The sequence below is a fragment of the Streptomyces sp. NPDC096013 genome (assembly GCF_044763565.1).
Taxonomy (GTDB): domain Bacteria; phylum Actinomycetota; class Actinomycetes; order Streptomycetales; family Streptomycetaceae; genus Streptomyces.
Map to the genome: position 1 here is coordinate 1561203 of NZ_JBIWGK010000001.1, position 17548 is coordinate 1578750.

Genomic DNA, 17548 nt, shown 5'->3' on the forward strand with positions numbered 1-17548 from the left:
TTCTGGTCGTTCTTGACCGTGTTGACGAGGTGGCTCTCCAGGTTGATCTTCTTGTCGATGCTCTTGGCGACCGGGGTGGTCGGCGTGACGTGCGCGTCCAGCCGCATGATGCCGACGGCCCGGCCGTGCGCGTCGGTGAGCACCGGCGAGTACAGTCCGCCGTCGCGCTGCATCGGCAGGGTGCCCCGGAGCACCGGTTCGCCCAGGAAGTCGGCGAGTTGGGAGGACGAGGTGGCGTCCAGGTCGGCGTCGAAGTGCTCGGCGGCACCTTCGTAGAGCCGGCGCGGGTGGAGCACCGAGTCCACGCCGTAGATCGGCAGGGCGTCCAGGTCGGCGGGCTCGGGCAGTTCCTGGTCGGGGTCGGCGTCGGCGTCCACGACGTGCTGCGGGAACCAGATGGTGACGGGCCCGTGCGGCTGGGCCGGCCGCCAGTCGTGCGCGGGATCGGGGGTCGGGGTGCCGACCGCCGTGTCCGCTCCGTCGGTCGGGTCCGCGCCGCTCGGGTCCGCCGGGGGCGTGACGGGGGCGGGAGCGGTGTCCGCGTCCAGCCGGACCTGCCAGTTGCCGGTGAAGTCGTAGGCGCGGGACGGCTCGTTGCTGCGCTGGGCGCTGGTGGTCTGCACGACCTGGGTGACGGTGGCCGAGCCGTCCGCCTGGTTGTGGATGAAGGTCCCGGCCAGCGCGAGGTCGATCCCGCGGACCGGGCCCGCCGCGCCGATCGGCACCGAGCCGGTCCACGGCACCGGGAAGGTCGAGAACGTGCCGGACGGCTGCGCCGAGACGATCTCCCGGGTGCCGTGCCCGCGCCGCTCCACGTGTTTGTCGGGATCGCTCGTGTCGAGCCCGCCGCGCGCGGACGGCCGCGCGTCGTCGAGCGACAGCCGTACGTCCACCTGCCGCTCGACGCCGTCGACGTCGAGGGTGATCCGGTGACCGCCGAGGCTGCGCAGATACGGCATGTTCATCGCCATCTGCTCCGCCGACAGCACGTCCCGCAGCTGCGCGTGCACGGGGTCGTCCGGGCCGGGCGCGGGCCTGCCGAGCGCGGTGAGCACCTGCCGGTGCAGCCCGTCGACGACGTCCGGCGAGAACGGCTCGACGTGCACCAGACCCCACTGGCCGTCGTGCCGTCGCCCGTAGCCGCCGAGGTAGGAGGTACGACGGCCACCGCCGGCCGGTGCCTCGACCGACGTGACGTCTCCCTCCGGGGAGGTCACGGTGATGACGGGCGCGGGCACCGGCACCACGGCGGGGGCGGTCTCCGGCTCCGGCTCCGTGTGCGTGTCCGCCGGATCGGGGTCCGGTGTGACCGTGTCCTGGGACACCGTCAGGGGCGTGGACGTGGTGACCACGGGGGTCGGTGCGGTGTCGGCCGGATCGACGGTGGATGTGGTGAGGGGGGCGGGCGGGTCCGCGCCGGGCGCGCCCTTGAGCGGCCCCCGGGGACCGTTGCCCCGCCCGGCCACCGGCGTGGTGTTGACGATCCCGCCGATCACGTCGAGGTGATGGGACCTCAACCCGCCCACCACGTACGGCGCGTCGTCAGGGCCGGTCTCGGGCACGGGCCCGGTGGCGTCGCCCATCAGGCTCGCGGTGCCGCCTCGGTGCGGGGCGGCGGGGTCACGGCCGCTCTCGTCGCGCAGGCCGAGCTGGTGGCCGACCTCGTGGACGAGTCTGTCCTCGGGGATGTCGGCCGGCCACGAGTGATGGGTGGTCGGTACTCCGTCCGCCGGGTCGGTGAGGGTGACGTCGAGGTGCGGGGTCTCGCCGGGGGCGGCCGGTACGACGTTGACGCGCAGCAGGCTTCCGTCCCGCAGCCGGTGCCCCGGCGCGTTGAAGACCCGCTGAATCCCGTCCGTCATCCGCTGGTGGACACCGTCGACCTGCGGCCCGAGCTGCGGACTTCCGGTGAACCGGTAGGTGACGGTCACATCGGTGACGGGCCCGCCGTCATGACTGAACTGCCGCACGGCGAACCCGGCCCGCACGACGTACTGCGTGGGCCTCCCGTCCGGCCCGATCGGCCGGGACACCGGGTCCACCCAGGTGGTGCTCCGCTCCGAGGGCTCGACCCCGGACCGGACGTCCTCGTAACTCCCGCGCTCTGGCACGGAGTTGGGCGCCGGGGAGGGGGTCAGGACGACGGGCTCCGGCGCGGGCGTGCTCTCCGGTACCGGGGTGGGCGTGCTCTCCGGCGCCGGGGTGGACGAGAGGTCCGAGGAGGTGTGGACGGGGGTCGGCGGGGCGGAGGAGACCGTACCGGGATCGGAGTCGGTCGGCGGGGCCGTCTCCGGGGCGGGGGTGCTGCTCGTCGTGACCGGTGTGCTGTTGCCGGTGGTGGCGACCGGGGTCGGTAGGTCGGTGCCGGTGGTGTTGTCCGTGGTGGTGTTGTCCGTGCTGGTGTTGTCCGTGCTGGTGTTGTCCGTGGTGCTGCTGCCGATACCGGTCTCGGAGTGCGGGGTGCCGGTGCCCTCGGTGACCGTGGTGTTCGAACTGCCGTTGGCGTCCGTGCCGTTGGTGTCCGTGCCGTTGGTGTTGTCGCTGGTGGTGGTGTCGTCGGAGGTCGTGCTCTCCGGGCGCCCCGATGGCGTGTTACGCGGGTTGCCCCCGGCATTCGAGGACGTACCGGAGCCAGGCGCCGAGTTGCCCGAGGTCGTGCTGCTCGGGGTGGGAGTACCGGTTCCGGTCGTGTTCGTGTTCGTGCTCGGCGGTACGGCGGTGCTGTTCGGCGGTACGACGGTGTTGTCGGACCCGTTCGCGATCGGAACGTCCTTCGGGGAACCGGGAGTTGAGGTGTCCGGGGTATCCGAGGTGTCCGGGGTGTCCGAGGCGTCCGGACTGTCCGAGGTGTTCGAGGTGTCCGACGTATCGCCCTGCTGAACCGTCCGCACCGGCGCCGGAGTCCCCGAGTTGCCGGCGTGCGGGATGCCGTTCTGCTGGCCGGTGCCCTGCGGCTTGTTGGTGTCGTCGGTGGTGGTGTTCGGGTCGGGCTGGTCCTGCTCCTGGCCCCGCCCTTGCCCCTGCCCTTGCCCTTGCCCCTGACCCTGCGTCCCGGTCTGCGTATGGGGCGACCCCGTCGGCGTCTGGGTCGTGCTCGCCGGGTTCGTCGATCCGTGCGGGACGTTGCCCTGGAGGTTTCCGCCGTCGACCTTCACCTCGTCGAGGTGCGGGTCGGTGATGTGCGTGTCGACGTCGTCGGATTCCGTCGACGGGGTGTTCGTCGTGGTGCGCGGGGGGTTGGCCGTCGGCGTGGAACTGCCGTTGTTCGACGTGGTGTTGATGGCGCCCGGGCCCGATGTGATGGACGGATTCGACGACGGACCGTTCGTCGAGGAGTCGGGGCCGGAGTCGGTGTGGGAGTCGGAGTTCGTGTCGGTGTCGTCCGGGATGTCCGCCGTGCCCAGCGTGTTCACCGGCGCCGGGGTGTTGAAGTTGAACTTGTTGCCCAACGCGCCCGCGCCCTGGCCGAGATGGCGCTCGCTCATCGCGCTGAGTCCGCTGCCGAGGAAGGTGTTCAGGGGGTCGATGGGGAAGCCGAAGATGGACGCCGTCGCGATCTCGCCGAGCGTCTCCGCGCCGCCCTCGGTGAGGAAGTGCTCGAAGTCCTCGCCGAGTTCGTGCTTCACCTTGTCGCCGAAGGTCTTCGGCTTGGGGGTGGGCGTCGGGTTCGGCGTCGGGGTGATGTGCGGGGTCGGCGTCGGCGTGGTCTTCGGATTCGGTGTCGGCGTCGGCTTCGGGTTCGGCGTGGGTGTCGGCTTCGGGTTCGGCTTGGTGTTGAGGTCCGGGTTGTCGAACTTGTGGCTGTCGAACTTCTTCCCGTTGTCGCTGATGTCCTTGAACGGGTTGTGGCTGTTGAAGATGTTCTTGAAGTTGTTCTTCAGGTTCTTGCCGAGGTCGTTCAGCAGGCCGTGGAACAGTCCGGTGAACGCGCCGAAGACACCGTCCTGGATGATCTGCGACCAGTCGAACCCGTTCGGGCGGCGGCCCTTGGGCGCGCCGAGCATCATGGCCAGCCGAACCGCGAAGGTCGTGAACGCCTCTTCGATCGCCTCGGTGATGCTGGGCATCAGATGCGTCTTCTTCATCAGCCATTCCATCAGCGTGAGAATGGCGACCCGGCTGCGGGCCTTCGCCACCGCAGCCTGGCTGGAGGCGGAACCCCCGGTGAAGGCGGACAGCACGGCGATGATGAGCAACTCGATGAGCAGCCGCACCAGTTCGGCGATGATCTGCCACTTCGACTCCATGATGTCCATGGAGGACTTGGTGCGGGACTGCCCGATGCTGTCGAGCTGGTCGGCGAATTCCTTCAGGTAGTTGACGCCGCCGCTGTCGAGGAACATGTGCATCGCCCGCACATAGTTGTTCCCGACCTGCGGCGGCAACGCGCGCCCCACTCCACCGGCGGTCTGCGCGATCAGGTCCGAGAGATCACGGACACGCCGACTGAGCCGTTCGTACGGCTTGCCGTTGGCGTAGGCCATGTCCTCGTCGGCCTGGAGGAGCTTCTCGCCGATGAGCACGAACAGGAGGTTGTTCAGCTGGGGCGACGCGTGGATGGTCATCAGGGGCGATCCGCTGCGTCAGTGCTTTCCGCCGTGCGAACCGCCGTCGGTGCCGCCCGAGTTGATGTCGGAGTCGTGGATGGCGCCGAGGACGCCGTTCTGCGTGCCGATCACGCTCTTGAGGTTGGCGAGGGTGCCGTCACCGACGCCGACGATGGCCTCGGCCAGGGCGGAGCCGGTCGTGATGGTGCCCTCGCGCTGCTCCTTCTCCTGCGGCAGCATCTGCTTGGCGTAGCTGTCGTCGTGTCCGGGCCACCGGGAGGTGGCGGAGACGTCGGTGATGAACTCGCTGATCATCTCGTTGGCCAGCCGGCTGATCTGCTCGATCTGCCGGGTGCCGGCGATGAGCGCCGCCGGGCTGGCGGAGTAGGCGTTTCCCATCGTGTTCTCAGTCCTCCGGGTCTTCGCTGATCTCGTCGCGGAGCCGGCCGGCCCCACGCCGTCGGCCGCCCTTGGGGCCCTCCAGTACACCGGGCCCGAAGATCTTGTTCCAGTCGACGTCGAAGCCGGTGATCTCGGGGGCCTCGGGGTTGGCCTTGGTGAAGGGCTCGAAGGTGGCCATGACGTGCCGGGCCATCCGCGCCCGGGCCTCCTGGACGGCCTCCAGCACGCTCGCGGCGAGCTGACCGGCGGGCATGGTGCGGTACTTGTCGTCCAGGAAGGTCAGCGCGCGCAGGTCGCCCTGGGCGGAGACGGTCGCCTCGACCGCGCGGTCCGCGGAGCGCACCGTGCTCTCGGCGTGGGCGAGTTCGCCCTCCGCGCGGGCCACGGCGGCCTCGGTGGCCTCCAGTTCGGCCACGGCCTTGGCCAGCCGCTGCTCGATCGACTCGCTGCCGTTCACTCCGTGCCTCCCCAACGGCCTTGGTTCCGGCCGCCGTTCACCGTTCGTACCCGTCTCGTCATCGGCCGATCACCGCCGGGGCGCCGCCCTCGTCCGTGCCCCAGACGTCCTCGTCCTCGGTGAGCCAGGCCTCGCGGGCGCGGTCGCCGCTCTCGGTGGAGCGGCCGTTCTGGCCGGCGCCGTTGCCGCCGGGGCCTCCCACCGGGTAGGGGGCGCTGGACGTGGTGGGCCGGGTGTACACGACGTCCTCGTCCTCGTCCACGGAGGCCGCCCGGTTGCCCCGGCCGCGCCGGGTGCTGCCGTTGGACGGGTCGGTGAGGACGGCGCGGGTGCGTTCGCTGGTGCCGCCGCCCTGTCCGCCGCCGCCTCCCATGCCGCCGCCCATCCCCATCGGGTTGAGCGGGGTGCCGCTGGAGCCCTGTGTCGCGGAGGAGGCGTTGAGCGCGGTGCCGTCGAGGGCGTCGGAGCGCAGCGCGCCGCCGGTGTAGGGGGTGCTGTCGTACTCGTCGTAGCCGCTGTCGAGGCCCGAATCGAGGCCGCTGCCCGTGGTGTTGAGGCCGCCGCTGTTGAGGCCGGTCGTGTTCAGGCCGCTGGTGTCGAGACCGCCGCCGTTGTTGAGGCCGCTCGTGTCGAGGCTGCTGCCGTTGTTGTTCAGGCTGCTCGTGTCGAGACCGCTGGTGTCGATGCCCTTGCCGTTCAGGCCGCTGGTGTCGACCGAGGAGGAGGGGAGCTTGCTGCCGTCGATGTCGGTGGTGGTCGTGTGGCCCGACGGGTCGGTGGTGGTGAGCTGGCCGGTGTCCGGGTTGAGGGTCTGGCTGGAGCCGTCCGGGAACTTGGTGGTCAGCGTGCCGTCGTTGTTCAGCGTGGTGGTCGAGCCGTCCGGGTTGGTGAAGGTGTCACCGGGGTCGAGGTGCGAGGTGGTGACGTGGCCGGAGGGGTCGGTGACGGAGATCTGGCCGGTGTCCGGGTTCAGGGTCTCGGTGGAGCCGTCCGGGAACTTCGTGGTCACCGAGCCGTCGGCGTTGAGCTGGGCCGTCGATCCGTCCGGGGTGGTGAAGGAGCCGTCGGTCGGGTTGAGCGTCGACGTGCTGACGCTGCCGTCCGGGTTGGTGGTGGTGACCTGGCCGGTGTCCGGGTTGAGGGTCTGGCTCGTGCCGTCCGGGAACTTGGTGGTGAGGGTGCCGTCGTCGTTGAGCGTGGTGGTCGAGCCGTCCGGGTTGGTGATGGTGGTGCCCGGGTTGAGCTGGGAGACCGAGGTGGTGCCGTCCGGGTTCGTGGTGGTGACCAGGCCGGTCGAGGGGTCGATGGTCTGGGTCGAACCGTCCGGGAACGTCGTGGTGAGGCTGCCGTCGCCGTTGAGCTGGGTCTCGCCCCCGGTCGGGGAGTTCAGCGTGGTCGAGCCGTTCTTGGTGGGGTCGTTGTTCGTCAGCGAGTTCGGGCCGAGGCCGTTCAGCAGGGAGTTGGCGAGCTGCGTCGGGTCGTTGCCGTTCGTGCTGTCGTTGTTCAGCAGGTCATCGGTGTTGAGGTTGTCGGCGTTGAGGTTGTTGAGGTCGTTGAGGCCGTTGCCGACGTTGTTCAGGCTGTTGCCGAGGTTGTCGTTCAGGTTGCCGAGGCTGTCGTTGAGCCCGTCACCGATGTTGTTGAGGTCGTCGTTCAGGTTGTCGTTCAGGTTGTTGAAGTTGTCGCCGAGGTTGTTCAGGTTGTCGTTGAGGCCGTCGTTGAGGTTGTTGAGGTTGTCACCCAGGTTGTTGAGGTTGTCGTTCAGGTTGTCGTTGAGGTTGTTGAAGTTGTCGCCGAGGTTGTTGAGGTTGTTGCCGAGGTTGTTCAGGCTGTTGTTGAGGTTGTCGCTGTTCTCCTTCGCCTCCTGCTCGGCGATCTCGTTCTCCTCCTTCTGGAGGACCTCGGAGAGCGTCTCGTTGTTCTTGTTCGTGACCTCTTGGTCGAAGGCGTCCTGGACGTCGGCCCAGGCGTTCTTCACGGAGCTGAGCGCGTCGATGGCCGGCTGCTTGAGCTTGGCGTCCGCGTGGTCGGACCAGCTCTTGACGGCGGCGTCGGCGACCTTCTGCCAGGTGGTGTGCTGGGTGAGGTCGCCGTACTCGGGGACGGACTGCTTGAAGTTGGCGTCGGTCGAGTACGAGGTGTAGGTGCCGCCGCCGTACTGGCTGTACGTGGAGTGCTGGGACGACAGCACGTGGTTGATGTTGTTGTTGATGACCCACTGACTGATCTCGTCGAGGATCTTCTTCACGTGGTAGTGCGGGTCGTGCTGCCCGTCCGACGCCCAGTCGGTCCACGCGGTCTGGAGCGAGGTGATCGCGTCCTTCAGGGCCGTCTGCGCGGCGGCCAGCGCGTCGCTCAGCTTCGACTTCGGGACGTAACCGCCGAGGGTGGTGTTGGTCGGTGTGTAGTCGCTACCGCCCAACTGCGTGACGTAGCCGTTGTAGTTGGTCTTCAGCTCTTTCAGCAGATGCCAGAAGAGGCTGGCCGCCTTGCCCTTCCAGGACGCCTGGTCCTCGCCGAGCGAGGTCATCCACTTGTCGACGATGTCCGAGTGGTCCTTGAAGAACTGCACCACCCGGTCGAAGGACTGCCCGGTGTTCTCGAAGGAGAGCATGTCGACGGCGTTGTCGTCGATGACGGACAGCCCGCTGTAGGAGAAGCCCTGCGTCGAGTACGGCGACGCCAGCAGGTGGTCGAGGACCAGCTTGCTGCCCGAGATGTACTGCGCCATCGGCCCCGAGTCCCACTGGACGTGCGAGTACGAGCCCTCGAACGCGCCGCCGCCGGTGACCTCGCCGCCGCTCCACAGCGTGGCCCGGCCGTGCTCGTCGACGGTGACGCCGATCATCACGATGCGGGCCTTCTTCATCTTCACGCTGTTGTGCGCGCCGTCCCCGCCGGCGTCGTAGAAGGCCAGGTCGTAGTCCTCGCCCTTGTTGACCTGCCAGCCGCCGATCGCCGAGTAGTCGGCCGCGGTCACCGACCTCATGTCGATGCCCTGGATGTCCATCCGGAACAGCTTGAGGTTGCCGAAGTCGTCGTTGCTCGAACTGCTCAGCTTGTCGAACAGGGTGGACCGGGCCGGGAGCGTGTAGCCGGTGAAGTCGGTGACGGCCTGTGCGAAGTAGTCGTCCGGGTCGTAGTTGGCGGTCCCGGAGGTGGTGCTTTCGGCCATGGGGCGGAACTCCCCTGCTGGGAATGTGGGGGCGGGGACGGGGTGGGACAAGCGCGGCGCCCGGCCTGCGGCTCAGGGAGAGCCGGCCGGGCGCGCGCCGGGTCAGGTGGTCGTGGAGTCGCTGCCGCTCATCTCGCCGTCGACGGTGTCGAAGATGTCGAGCAGCTTCTCGCCGTCGATCGAGGCGAGGCTGTCGCCCTGGGTCTTCAGCAGAGTGGTGATCGTCTCGTCCAGGGCGCTGTCGATGTCGTCGAAGAGCGTCTTCTGGCCGGTGAGGATCTTGTCCAGGGCTTTCGCCTGCGTCTTGAGGGATTCCACGAGCGTGCCGCCGCCGACCGGGTCCTTGCTGTCGCCGCCGTTCATCAGGCCGATCCGGAGGATCTTGGCGAGGCCGGCGGCCGAGCCCTCACCGGTCTCCGCGAGGAGGTTCTTCAGGGACCGGACACCCGCGTTGTCCTTGCGGATGGCCACCAGATCGCTGATGAAGTCGGCGACGTCGGTGTTCTTGAAGTTCTTCAGCGCGGTCGAGTCGAGGTGGGTCAGGTCTGCCATGGGTGCCTCCGCGGGCGGAACGCGCCGACCCTGGCGTACGGCGCGGCGACGGAACGGGAAGGAGCCTGGACCGCACCGACCACGAGGAGACAGGTCGGTGCGGTGGGAGTCGGCCGGCTCAGCGGCCGATGGTGACCTCGGACCACATCTGGCTCAGCGAGTTCTCGCTGTACTTGTAGCTGTTCGAGATCTCGTTGAGGAGCTGCGAGTGCGAGGTGAGCAGCGTCTCCATGTTCTGCACCGCGCCGTCCCAGGCCGCCTGCTTCTGGCGGTAGGTGTCGGCGTCGTTGCCGTACCAGGTCTTGGAGAGCTCGCTGAGCTCCGCCTCAAGGTTGGACAGCGTCTGCGCGATCGCCTTGGTCTGCGCCACCATGTCGTCCGCGGCGTTCGACATGTGGTTGTAGCTGACGTAGATGACACCGTCGGACAGGTTGTCTGCCACAGCTAGCCTCTCTTACGCGATGGGTCTTGCGCGATGTGGGGATCGGACGTGACCGTGAGGTCAGCCGGCGAGCTGGTCGAAGGCCGACTGCGCCGCGTTGTACGCCTGGTTGATGGAGTCGTTCGAGGAACCCTGGGTCTTGTTGTGTTCCACGAGGCTCTGGTTCAGCCGGTCGATGACGTCCTCGAGGTTCTTGAGGATGACGTTGCACTGGCCGTCCCACTGCGCGAGGAGCTGGCCGTACTGGCCGCCGTCGCTGCCCTGGTAGCCGCTGCCCAGGGTGGAACGGGTGCTGTCGACGTCCTGACGGATCTTCACGATGCCGCTGAAGGCGCTCTCCAGGGCCTGGATTCCGTTCCGGGTCGAACCTTCGCTTGACTGCTGGCCATCTCCAGCCATCGTCCCACCTTTCATAAGTCGATCTACAGTACGAGTACAACTGAGCCTAGGTTGACGGAAGTTGCGCTGGCAACGAACTGAGGAAGATCTGAGGTTGCCATCGCTTCCATTCAAAGGCTTTTACCGGTAAGCAACTTGACCGGAACACGCTGTTCCGTTGATGTTGGTTCTGACCCTGATCCGGTTTGGCGTGAACACGATCCCCATCGGCGTGATTCCGTCAGTTCGAGGCACCCGGGGCACCCGAGGCGCTCCCCGAACCGCCCGCCGAGGCAGTCCCCTTGCCTCCCGCCGGGACGCCCCCGGCGATCGCCGGAAGCCCCGCGCCGATGGCTCCGCCGGGGCCCGCACCGGTCCCGGACGCGGCTCCGGTGCCGCACTGCGCCGCCGCGCCGCCCGGCGCCACGGCCGCCGTGCCCGAGTCCGACGACGCCGCCCGGGCGCTGAGTTCGGGGCCGGTCGGCAGCATCGACAGCAGCGTGGACGGAACCTTCACGGGAGTGGCCCCGCCGTAGCCGAGGGCGGCCAGCGCGTTCGAGTCCGGGATGCGGTACTTCACGCCGTCGTCGCCGATCAGGAACGTGGTGTCGCCGACCGTGCCGCCGGCCGCGCCCAACGCCCGTACCAGCGTGCCGTGTCCGGGCCGTGCCACCACCCGGTCCACGGTCACGCAGGCCGCGGTCAGCGCCGTCGGGTCGGCCTGGGCCGCCGGGAACAGCGCGGACTCCGCGACCCGTACCGACGTCACCCGCACCTGCCCGTCGGCCGGGTCGACCTGGGCGCACACCGACTCACCGGCGGGCAGGGACAGCGCGCTCGGCGGAGTGTCCGGCAGCCCGGCGACCGACGCGTCGGTGCCCGCCGAACCCGGTGCCTGGTGGGCGCGCAGGTCGGACACGTCGATGGTGACGACATTGGGCGCCCCGCCGTCGTAGGCCTTCTTGCGGGTGTCCGGATCGCCCAGCAGCAGTGCGGACTGGGTGTCCGTGACCGGGTGCAGGCCGTCCTTCTGGAGGAGGTACTCCTGGTTGCCGGAGCCCGCCACGACGCGGAACACCTGGCCGATGCGGGTGGCCCGGCCGCCGAGTTCGGGTCCTGCGGTGCCGCGGCCGTCGACCTTCGGGGTGGCGAGGTCGGGGCCGGTCACCAGGGCGTCCAGGAAGGCGGCGGACACCGGGCGGGGGGTCACCGGCGCGTAGCCGAGGGACTCCGCCGCGCCCGAGTTCTCGTCCAGCTCCAGACGGCTGCCCTGCCACACCAGATAGGTGTGTTTGTCGGGGCCCTTGACGACCAGCGCCGTCTTCGCGCCGACGGACTCCGTCTCGACCGGGGCGCCCGGCACGAGGGTGGTCTGCGCGCCGGAGCCCGTCGAGCAGACCTCCCACGGCGAGGTCTCCAGGTCACTCGTGCCCGGTACGGAGTCGGGGGCGCCGGTGATGCCGACCGGGCGGCCGACCGGGGTGCCTGCCAGCGACTTCGACCCGACCGAGGTGGTCTTGAGGTCGGCGCCGCCGATCAGCACGGCCGAGGCGTAGTTGCGCACCGGGCGCAGCCTGCCGTCGGCGTACAGATAGCGGGCGCCGGTGTCCTTGTTGACGATCAGGGTATCGCCGCTGCGCCAGGCGTCGTTGCCGCCGGGCCTGAGCAGCCCGAACACCAGCGCACCCGCGCTGAACAGCACGCCGACGATCACGCCGACCAGCGCGCCCCGGCTGGTTCGGCCCAGCGGGCTCTCCGGGGCGTCCGGGTCGGCGAGCAGCATGCCCGAGGTCAGGCGGCCCATCATGAACGTGTGCGCTTGCACCTGGTCGCGCTTCGACCGCACGCTTTCCTCCTGCTCGGTCGTTCAGGTTCTGGTCGGGTCGGCCCTGGCGGGCGGTCAGCCGAAGAGGCCGCGGAGGGTGCCGAAGACGCCCAGCAGCCACAGGGTCAGCGGCAGCAGCGCGATCGCCAGCAGCGAGTGCAGGATCTCCGCCGCGCGTCCCCAGTACGGGACCATGCGCCGTCCCGGTACGGTCCACACCGCGACCGTGAGCACCGCCGCCACCGCGAGCAGGCCCGCGACCAGCAGTGTCCGCCCGGAGCCGGACAGCCGCAGCCCCCAGCCGAACGAGAGCAGCAGCAGACCCCACGCGCCGGGCAGCACCAGCACCAGCCGCTGCGCGGTGTTCACCAGGCCCCGGCCGTGCAGGAGCAGCAGCAGCGACAGCACCAGCGCGACCAGCAGCGCGGGGAGGGTGGGGCGGCGGGCCAGCGCCACCAGGCAGGCCGACGAGAGCACGCCGGTCGCGCCGTACAGGGCGGTCATCCACTCGCCGGCCAGCTCGGTGCGCACGGCGACATCGTTGCCCCGGTAGGGCTCGATGCCCTCCTGGAGCTGCTCGGCGTTGGTGGGCAGCGCGGGCATGCGCATCCCGGCGAACTTGAACGACAGCGACGGCACCAGACCGCCGAGCAGCACCGTCAGCGCCGCGACCACACCGGCGGCGGCCGCCACGCGTACGTCGAAGACCGTCATCAGGACACCGCCGACCGCTGTGGCCAACGCCACAAGCGCCGAGGCGAGGAAGAGCGGGGTACGGGCCGCGGAGGCCGCGAGCGCGAGGACCGCGGCGCCCGCCCAGGCCGCCGCCGCCCCCAACAGCCGTGCCCCGAGCACCTGGTGGGCCTGCGGCCCGCTCAGCTCACCGCCCGGCACCAGCCAGCCAGCGAGCCCCAGCGCCGGAGACGCCAGCAGGCCCAGGATCACCCCGGTCGCCGGATCGTCCACGGCCCGGCTCGCGGAGGCGGCACCGGCCAGCAGCAGCAGACCGGTTCCTACGGCGGTGGCCGCGCGCAGTGACGCCGGGGCGCCGGGCAGGGCCAGCAGGACCAGGCCGGTGAGGACCGCCACGGCGAGCAGTCCGCGCAGCAGACGGCGGGCCGCCTCGGGGCTCCAGCCGTGCAGCCGGTCCCGGGTGACCGCGGCGATGCCGTCGACCAGGTCGTCGAGGCGCACCTCGGGCAACGCCTCGGTGCGCGGCCGGAGATGGAGCGCCTCGCCGTCGGTCAGCCCGAGGGAGGCGAGGGTCGCCTCCTCGTCGAGGGGCCGGCCGCCGAGGCGCTGGAGGACCCAGCCGTCGTGTTCGAGACCGGTCTCCTCGGCCTCCTCCCCCGCGTAGCGCAGCACCGTGGGCAGCAGGTCGGCGACCGGCACGTCGGACGGCACGGCGAGGTCGATGGTGCGGGCCGGGGCACGCACGGTCAGGTGGCACAGTCCGGTCACGGAAGTGTCGGTCATACCGGGGCTCACGTCTCCTGGACATCGAAACGGGGGCACGCGGCGCGGCGTGCGGGGGTGGGGGGAACGAGGTGTGTGTGAAGCGGGGGGTGACATGGACGTACGGAGTTGACGGGGTGCACACTACTGACACTCCCCGCGACGCGTGTCAACGGGAGTCCCCACGAGCGGTGTTGACAGCGTCCTCCACCGCGCCAGTGCCGAGGCCGGTTCCGGTGCACGCCCCCACATGCCGCCGCGGTACGCGAAGTCCGTTAGGAGCCCCAAGCGTTGAGCGTGGTCCTGTTCCGTCGCCCTGCCCGCCGTCGCGGACCCGACATGCCGGCCGGCGAGTTGGTCCTCCAGGAACCGCCGACCCTCATGGAGACCGTCCCGGACACGTCCGCGGTGTGGACGTATCTGCCGATGGCCATGATGTCGGTCTCGATGATGATGCTGTTCCTGCGGTCGGGCGGCCAGTCCAGCGGTGTCTTCATGTACATCGCGCTCGGCATGATGGTGATGGCCGCCGGTGCGATGATGGTCGGCCAGGTCATGCGGAAGGCCGGCGACCGCAAGCAGCGGCTGCGCGGTGAACGCCGTGACTACCTGCGCTACTTGGCGCAGAGCCGCCGTACGGTGCAGCGGGCCGTGGTGGAGCAGCAGCTCGCCCTGGCCTGGCGGCATCCCGAGCCCCGGGTGCTGCGGGCCATGGTGCGCACCACGCGGCTGTGGGAGCGCCGGGTCAAGGACGAGGACTTCGGCGAGGTGCGGATAGCCGTCGGCGACCAGCAGCTCGCGATGCGGCTGACTCCGGTCTCCAGCAAGCCGGTCGAGGACCTGGAGCCGCTGTGCGCGCACGCCCTGCGCCGCTTCATCCGCGCCTACAGCACCGTCCCCGGCCAGCCGATCGCGCTGTATCTGCGGTCCTGGTCACGGGTGTTGGTGCACGGCGACCCCGACGCCGCGCGGGGGATGCTGCGCGCCGCGCTGGCCCAACTCGCCCTGTTCCACCCGCCGGAGGAGCTGTGGATCGCGGTCTGCGCCGGTGACGAGGTGCGGGCCGAGTGGGAGTGGGTGAAGTGGCTGCCGCACAACCAGCACCCCCAGGAGACCGACGGCGCGGGTCCGTTGCGTATGGTGGCCTCCGCGTTCACCGACCTGGAGGACCAGCTCGGCAGCGAGTTCTCCGAGCGGCCCGCGTTCGACCCGGACGCCGTGCCCGGACGTGACGAGCCGCTGGTGGTCGTCGTCGTGGACGGCGCGAGCATCCCGGCCGGGCACCGCTTCGACGGTCCCGGCTACCGCAACGCCGTGGTCCTCGACCTCTCCGACAGCCTCACCTGGCGCCCCGGCCGCTCCACCCTGCGTCTCGACGTGGCGCCGGACGCGGTCTCCCTGGTGCGCACCGACCGCAGCCGCAAGGAACAGTCCACGGTGCTCGGCCGCCCCGACCGGGTGGGTCCGGTCGCCGCCGAGTCGCTGGCCCGGCTGATCGCGCCGTACCGGATGAGTCTCTCCTCCGACGCGGTCGAACCGCTGTCCAACGACACCGAGTTGACGACCCTGCTGGGCATCGCCGACCTGCACCGGCTCGACCCCGACACGATCTGGCGGCGGCACACCGGCTCGGCCCGGCTGCGCGTCCCGGTCGCCGTGGGCGCCGACGGGCGGCCGGTCGAGCTGGACATCAAGGAGTCCGCGCAGGGCGGCATGGGCCCGCACGGCATGCTGATCGGTGCCACCGGATCCGGCAAGTCCGAGCTGCTGCGCACCCTGGTCCTCGGCCTCGCGCTCACGAACTCTTCCGAAACACTCAACTTCGTCCTGGTGGACTTCAAGGGCGGCGCGACCTTCCTCGGCCTGGACGAACTCCCCCACACCTCCGCCGTCATCACCAACCTCGCCGACGAGGCCGCCCTGGTGGAGCGCATGCAGGACGCGCTGCACGGCGAACTCATCCGCCGCCAGGAGCTGTTGAGGTCCGCGGGCAACTACACGTCGGCGCTGGAGTACGAGCGGGCGCGGGCCGGCGGTGCCGCTCTGGCCCCGCTGCCGAGCCTGTTCGTCGTCGTCGACGAGTTCAGCGAACTCCTCGCCTCCCACCGGGAGTTCATGGAGCTGTTCGTGATGATCGGCCGCCTGGGCCGGTCGCTGGGTGTGCATCTGCTGCTCGCCTCGCAGCGTCTGGACGAGGGCAGGATGCACCAGTTGGAGTCGCATCTCTCGTACCGGATCGGTCTGCGCACCTTCTCCGCGATGGAGTCCCGGGGTGTCCTCGGTGTCCCCGACGCGTACGAGCTGCCCTCGCAGCCCGGCAGCGGCTACCTCAAGTCCGGTATCGAGGCGCTCACCCGGTTCCGCGCCGCCTATGTCTCCGGCCCGTACCGCAGGCGCGGCGGCGCGGTCGCACAGGCCCGGGTCGCCACGCAGGTGGTGCCCTGGTCGACCGGGTACATCGTGCCGCGCGCTCCCGCGCCGGCCGCGATCGTGCCGGAACCCGAGGCGGAGGAGAGCGCCGAGAGCCTGCTGGCGGTGGCGCTGGACCGGCTGCGCGACTCCGGGCCGCCCGCCCACCGGGTGTGGCTGCCGCCGCTGGACACCGCGTCCCCGCTGGACGTGCTGCTCGGCGGTCTCACCGAGGACCCGGACCGCGGCCTGACGGCGTCCCGCTGGGCCGGTGCCGGGAAGCTGCGGGTGCCGGTCGGCCTCGTCGACAAGCCCTTCGACCAGCGGCGTGACCCGCTCGTGGTGGACCTCGCCGCGGCCGGTGGCCATGTCGCCGTCGCGGGCGGTTCGCAGAGCGGCAAGTCCACGGTCCTGCGCAGCCTCATCATGGCGCTCGCGCTCACCCATACCCCGCGCGAAGTGCAGTTCTACTGCCTGGACTTCGGTGGCGGCACGCTCTCCCAGCTGACCGGCCTGCCGCATGTCGGCGGGGTCGCGGCCCGCCTCGACACCGAGCGGATCAGCCGTACGGTCGCCGAGGTCACCGCCGTCCTCACCCAGCGCGAGCAGTTCTTCCTCGACAACGGCATCGACTCGATGTCCACCTACCGGCGCCGCCGGGCCGCCGGGGAGTTCCCCGACGAACCGCACGGCGACATCTTCCTGGTGATCGACGGCTGGTCGGCGGTCCGGCAGAACTTCGACCAGTTCATCCCGACGTTCAACCAGATCGCCACCAGCGGTCTCAACTACGGCATCCACCTGATCGTCGCGACCGCGCGCTGGCTGGAACTCACCGCCCCGGTGCGCGACCAGTCCGCGACCCGGCTCGAACTCCGGCTCGGCGACACGATGGACTCCGTCGTGGACATCCGCAAGGCGAGCGCGGTGCCGCAGATCCCGGGCCGGGGTCTGACCGTCGAGACGAAGCTCCACTTCCTGTCGGCGCTGCCGCGTGGTGACGGTTCCACCGACCCGGAGACGCTCAGCGAGGGCGTCGCCGACCTGGTCGACCGGATCGCCTCCGCCTGGCACGGGCCGCGCGCCCCCCAGGTCCGGATGCTTCCGCACCGGCTGCCCGCCACCGAACTCCCCGCGCCCGAACTCGGCGACGGCGTCAGCCTCAAGATCGCGCTCGGCCAGGACGAGGAGACCCTCGGCACGGTCTGGCACGACTTCTCCCGCACCCCGCACCTCGTCGCCGTGGGCGACACGGAGAGCGGCAAGACCAACCTCCTGCGGCTGGTCGCGGACTCGGTCGTCGCCCGCTACTCCCCCGCCGAGGCCCGCATCCTGGTCGTCGACTACCGTCGCGGCCTGGTCGACGCCGTCCCCGAGGAGTACCGCCTCGGCCACGCGGTGGCCCTGGAGGCCCTGAAGCAACTGGTGGGCGGCTCGGCGAAGGCCCTCCGCACCCGTGTCCCCGGCCAGGAGATCACCCCGGCCCGCATGCGCCAGGCCGACTGGTGGACGGGCCCCCGGCTGTTCGTCCTGGTCGACGACTACGACATGGTCGGCGGCGGCACGGTCATGGACCATCCCTTCGCCCCGCTCTTCGAACACCTCGCCCTGGGCCACGAGTTGGGCCTCCACGTGGTCGTGGCCCGCTCCGCCACGGGCGCCGGCCGCGGTCTCAACGACCAGCTCCTGCGCCGCCTGGACGAGGTCAACACGCCGGGCATCCTGATGTCCTGCTCCCCGTCCGAGGGCTACGTCTTCGGCAACGTGAAACCCCGGGTCCTCCCGCCGGGCCGAGCCCTCCACATCGTCCGCCGCAAGCCGTCCCTCATCCAGACGGCGCTGGCGGCACCGGGGGCGGAGGAGTGAGGAACGGGCACTGAACGCAACGGCCCCGGGCGACTGTTCA

10 protein-coding genes (1 of these 10 running past the window's edge) are annotated in these 17548 nt (G+C 70.3%); 1 reads left to right on the forward strand and 9 read right to left on the reverse strand.

The window, feature by feature from the left end; all coding sequences use genetic code 11:
* The 9 genes from ACIRB1_RS06590 to eccD form a co-directional block, all read right to left on the reverse strand.
* Positions 1–4565 carry the 5' end (the start) of a hypothetical protein gene (locus tag ACIRB1_RS06590; protein ID WP_403464766.1) on the reverse strand. It extends 25591 nt beyond the left edge of the window, so 4565 of the gene's 30156 nt are visible here — the first part of the coding sequence; the start codon lies at positions 4563–4565; its stop codon lies off the left edge, out of view.
* A gap of 18 nt (positions 4566–4583) precedes the next feature.
* Positions 4584–4946, reverse strand: a complete 363-nt coding sequence (locus ACIRB1_RS06595; RefSeq protein ID WP_352177959.1) for a hypothetical protein — start codon at positions 4944–4946, stop codon at positions 4584–4586.
* 7 nt (positions 4947–4953) lie between these two features.
* Positions 4954–5406 carry a YbaB/EbfC family nucleoid-associated protein gene (locus tag ACIRB1_RS06600; RefSeq protein ID WP_352177960.1) on the reverse strand — a complete coding sequence of 151 codons (453 nt, stop codon included), beginning with the start codon at positions 5404–5406 and terminating at the stop codon, positions 4954–4956.
* 58 nt (positions 5407–5464) lie between these two features.
* Positions 5465–8581, reverse strand: coding sequence for an AAWKG family protein (locus ACIRB1_RS06605; protein ID WP_403464767.1), 3117 nt, complete (start codon positions 8579–8581; stop codon positions 5465–5467).
* A 102-nt stretch (positions 8582–8683) separates the two neighbouring features.
* Positions 8684–9133 (reverse strand): type VII secretion system-associated protein, encoded by a 450-nt coding sequence (locus ACIRB1_RS06610; protein WP_352177962.1) that lies wholly within the window; start codon positions 9131–9133, stop codon positions 8684–8686.
* 118 nt (positions 9134–9251) lie between these two features.
* On the reverse strand, positions 9252–9575 hold the full coding sequence (locus tag ACIRB1_RS06615) for a WXG100 family type VII secretion target (protein ID WP_133027746.1): 324 nt from the start codon (positions 9573–9575) through the stop codon (positions 9252–9254).
* Between the two features lie 60 nt (positions 9576–9635).
* Complete coding sequence (locus ACIRB1_RS06620; RefSeq protein WP_033285066.1) at positions 9636–9974, reverse strand: hypothetical protein; 339 nt, start codon at positions 9972–9974, stop codon at positions 9636–9638.
* Between the two features lie 220 nt (positions 9975–10194).
* On the reverse strand, positions 10195–11799 hold the full coding sequence (eccB, locus tag ACIRB1_RS06625) for a type VII secretion protein EccB (protein ID WP_352177963.1): 1605 nt from the start codon (positions 11797–11799) through the stop codon (positions 10195–10197).
* Positions 11800–11853: 54 nt separating this feature from the next.
* Positions 11854–13254: a type VII secretion integral membrane protein EccD gene (eccD, locus tag ACIRB1_RS06630; protein WP_352177964.1), complete on the reverse strand. Its 1401-nt coding sequence runs from the start codon at positions 13252–13254 to the stop codon at positions 11854–11856.
* A 318-nt stretch (positions 13255–13572) separates the two neighbouring features.
* On the opposite strand from eccD, the gene eccCa reads away from it, so the two are divergent.
* Complete coding sequence (eccCa, locus tag ACIRB1_RS06635; protein WP_352178277.1) at positions 13573–17508, forward strand: type VII secretion protein EccCa; 3936 nt, start codon at positions 13573–13575, stop codon at positions 17506–17508.
* Positions 17509–17548: the final 40 nt, after the last annotated feature.

What these genes read in the sequence shown, in the direction of transcription:
- eccD (WP_352177964.1), bottom strand. Translation starts at nt 13,254, where the DNA reads ATGACCGACACTTCCGTGACCGGACTGTGCCACCTGACCGTGCGTGCC.
- ACIRB1_RS06595 (WP_352177959.1), bottom strand. Translation starts at nt 4,946, where the DNA reads ATGGGAAACGCCTACTCCGCCAGCCCGGCGGCGCTCATCGCCGGCACC.
- eccCa (WP_352178277.1), top strand. Translation starts at nt 13,573, where the DNA reads ATGCCGGCCGGCGAGTTGGTCCTCCAGGAACCGCCGACCCTCATGGAG.
- ACIRB1_RS06620 (WP_033285066.1), bottom strand. Translation starts at nt 9,974, where the DNA reads ATGGCTGGAGATGGCCAGCAGTCAAGCGAAGGTTCGACCCGGAACGGA.
- ACIRB1_RS06610 (WP_352177962.1), bottom strand. Translation starts at nt 9,133, where the DNA reads ATGGCAGACCTGACCCACCTCGACTCGACCGCGCTGAAGAACTTCAAG.
- ACIRB1_RS06605 (WP_403464767.1), bottom strand. Translation starts at nt 8,581, where the DNA reads ATGGCCGAAAGCACCACCTCCGGGACCGCCAACTACGACCCGGACGAC.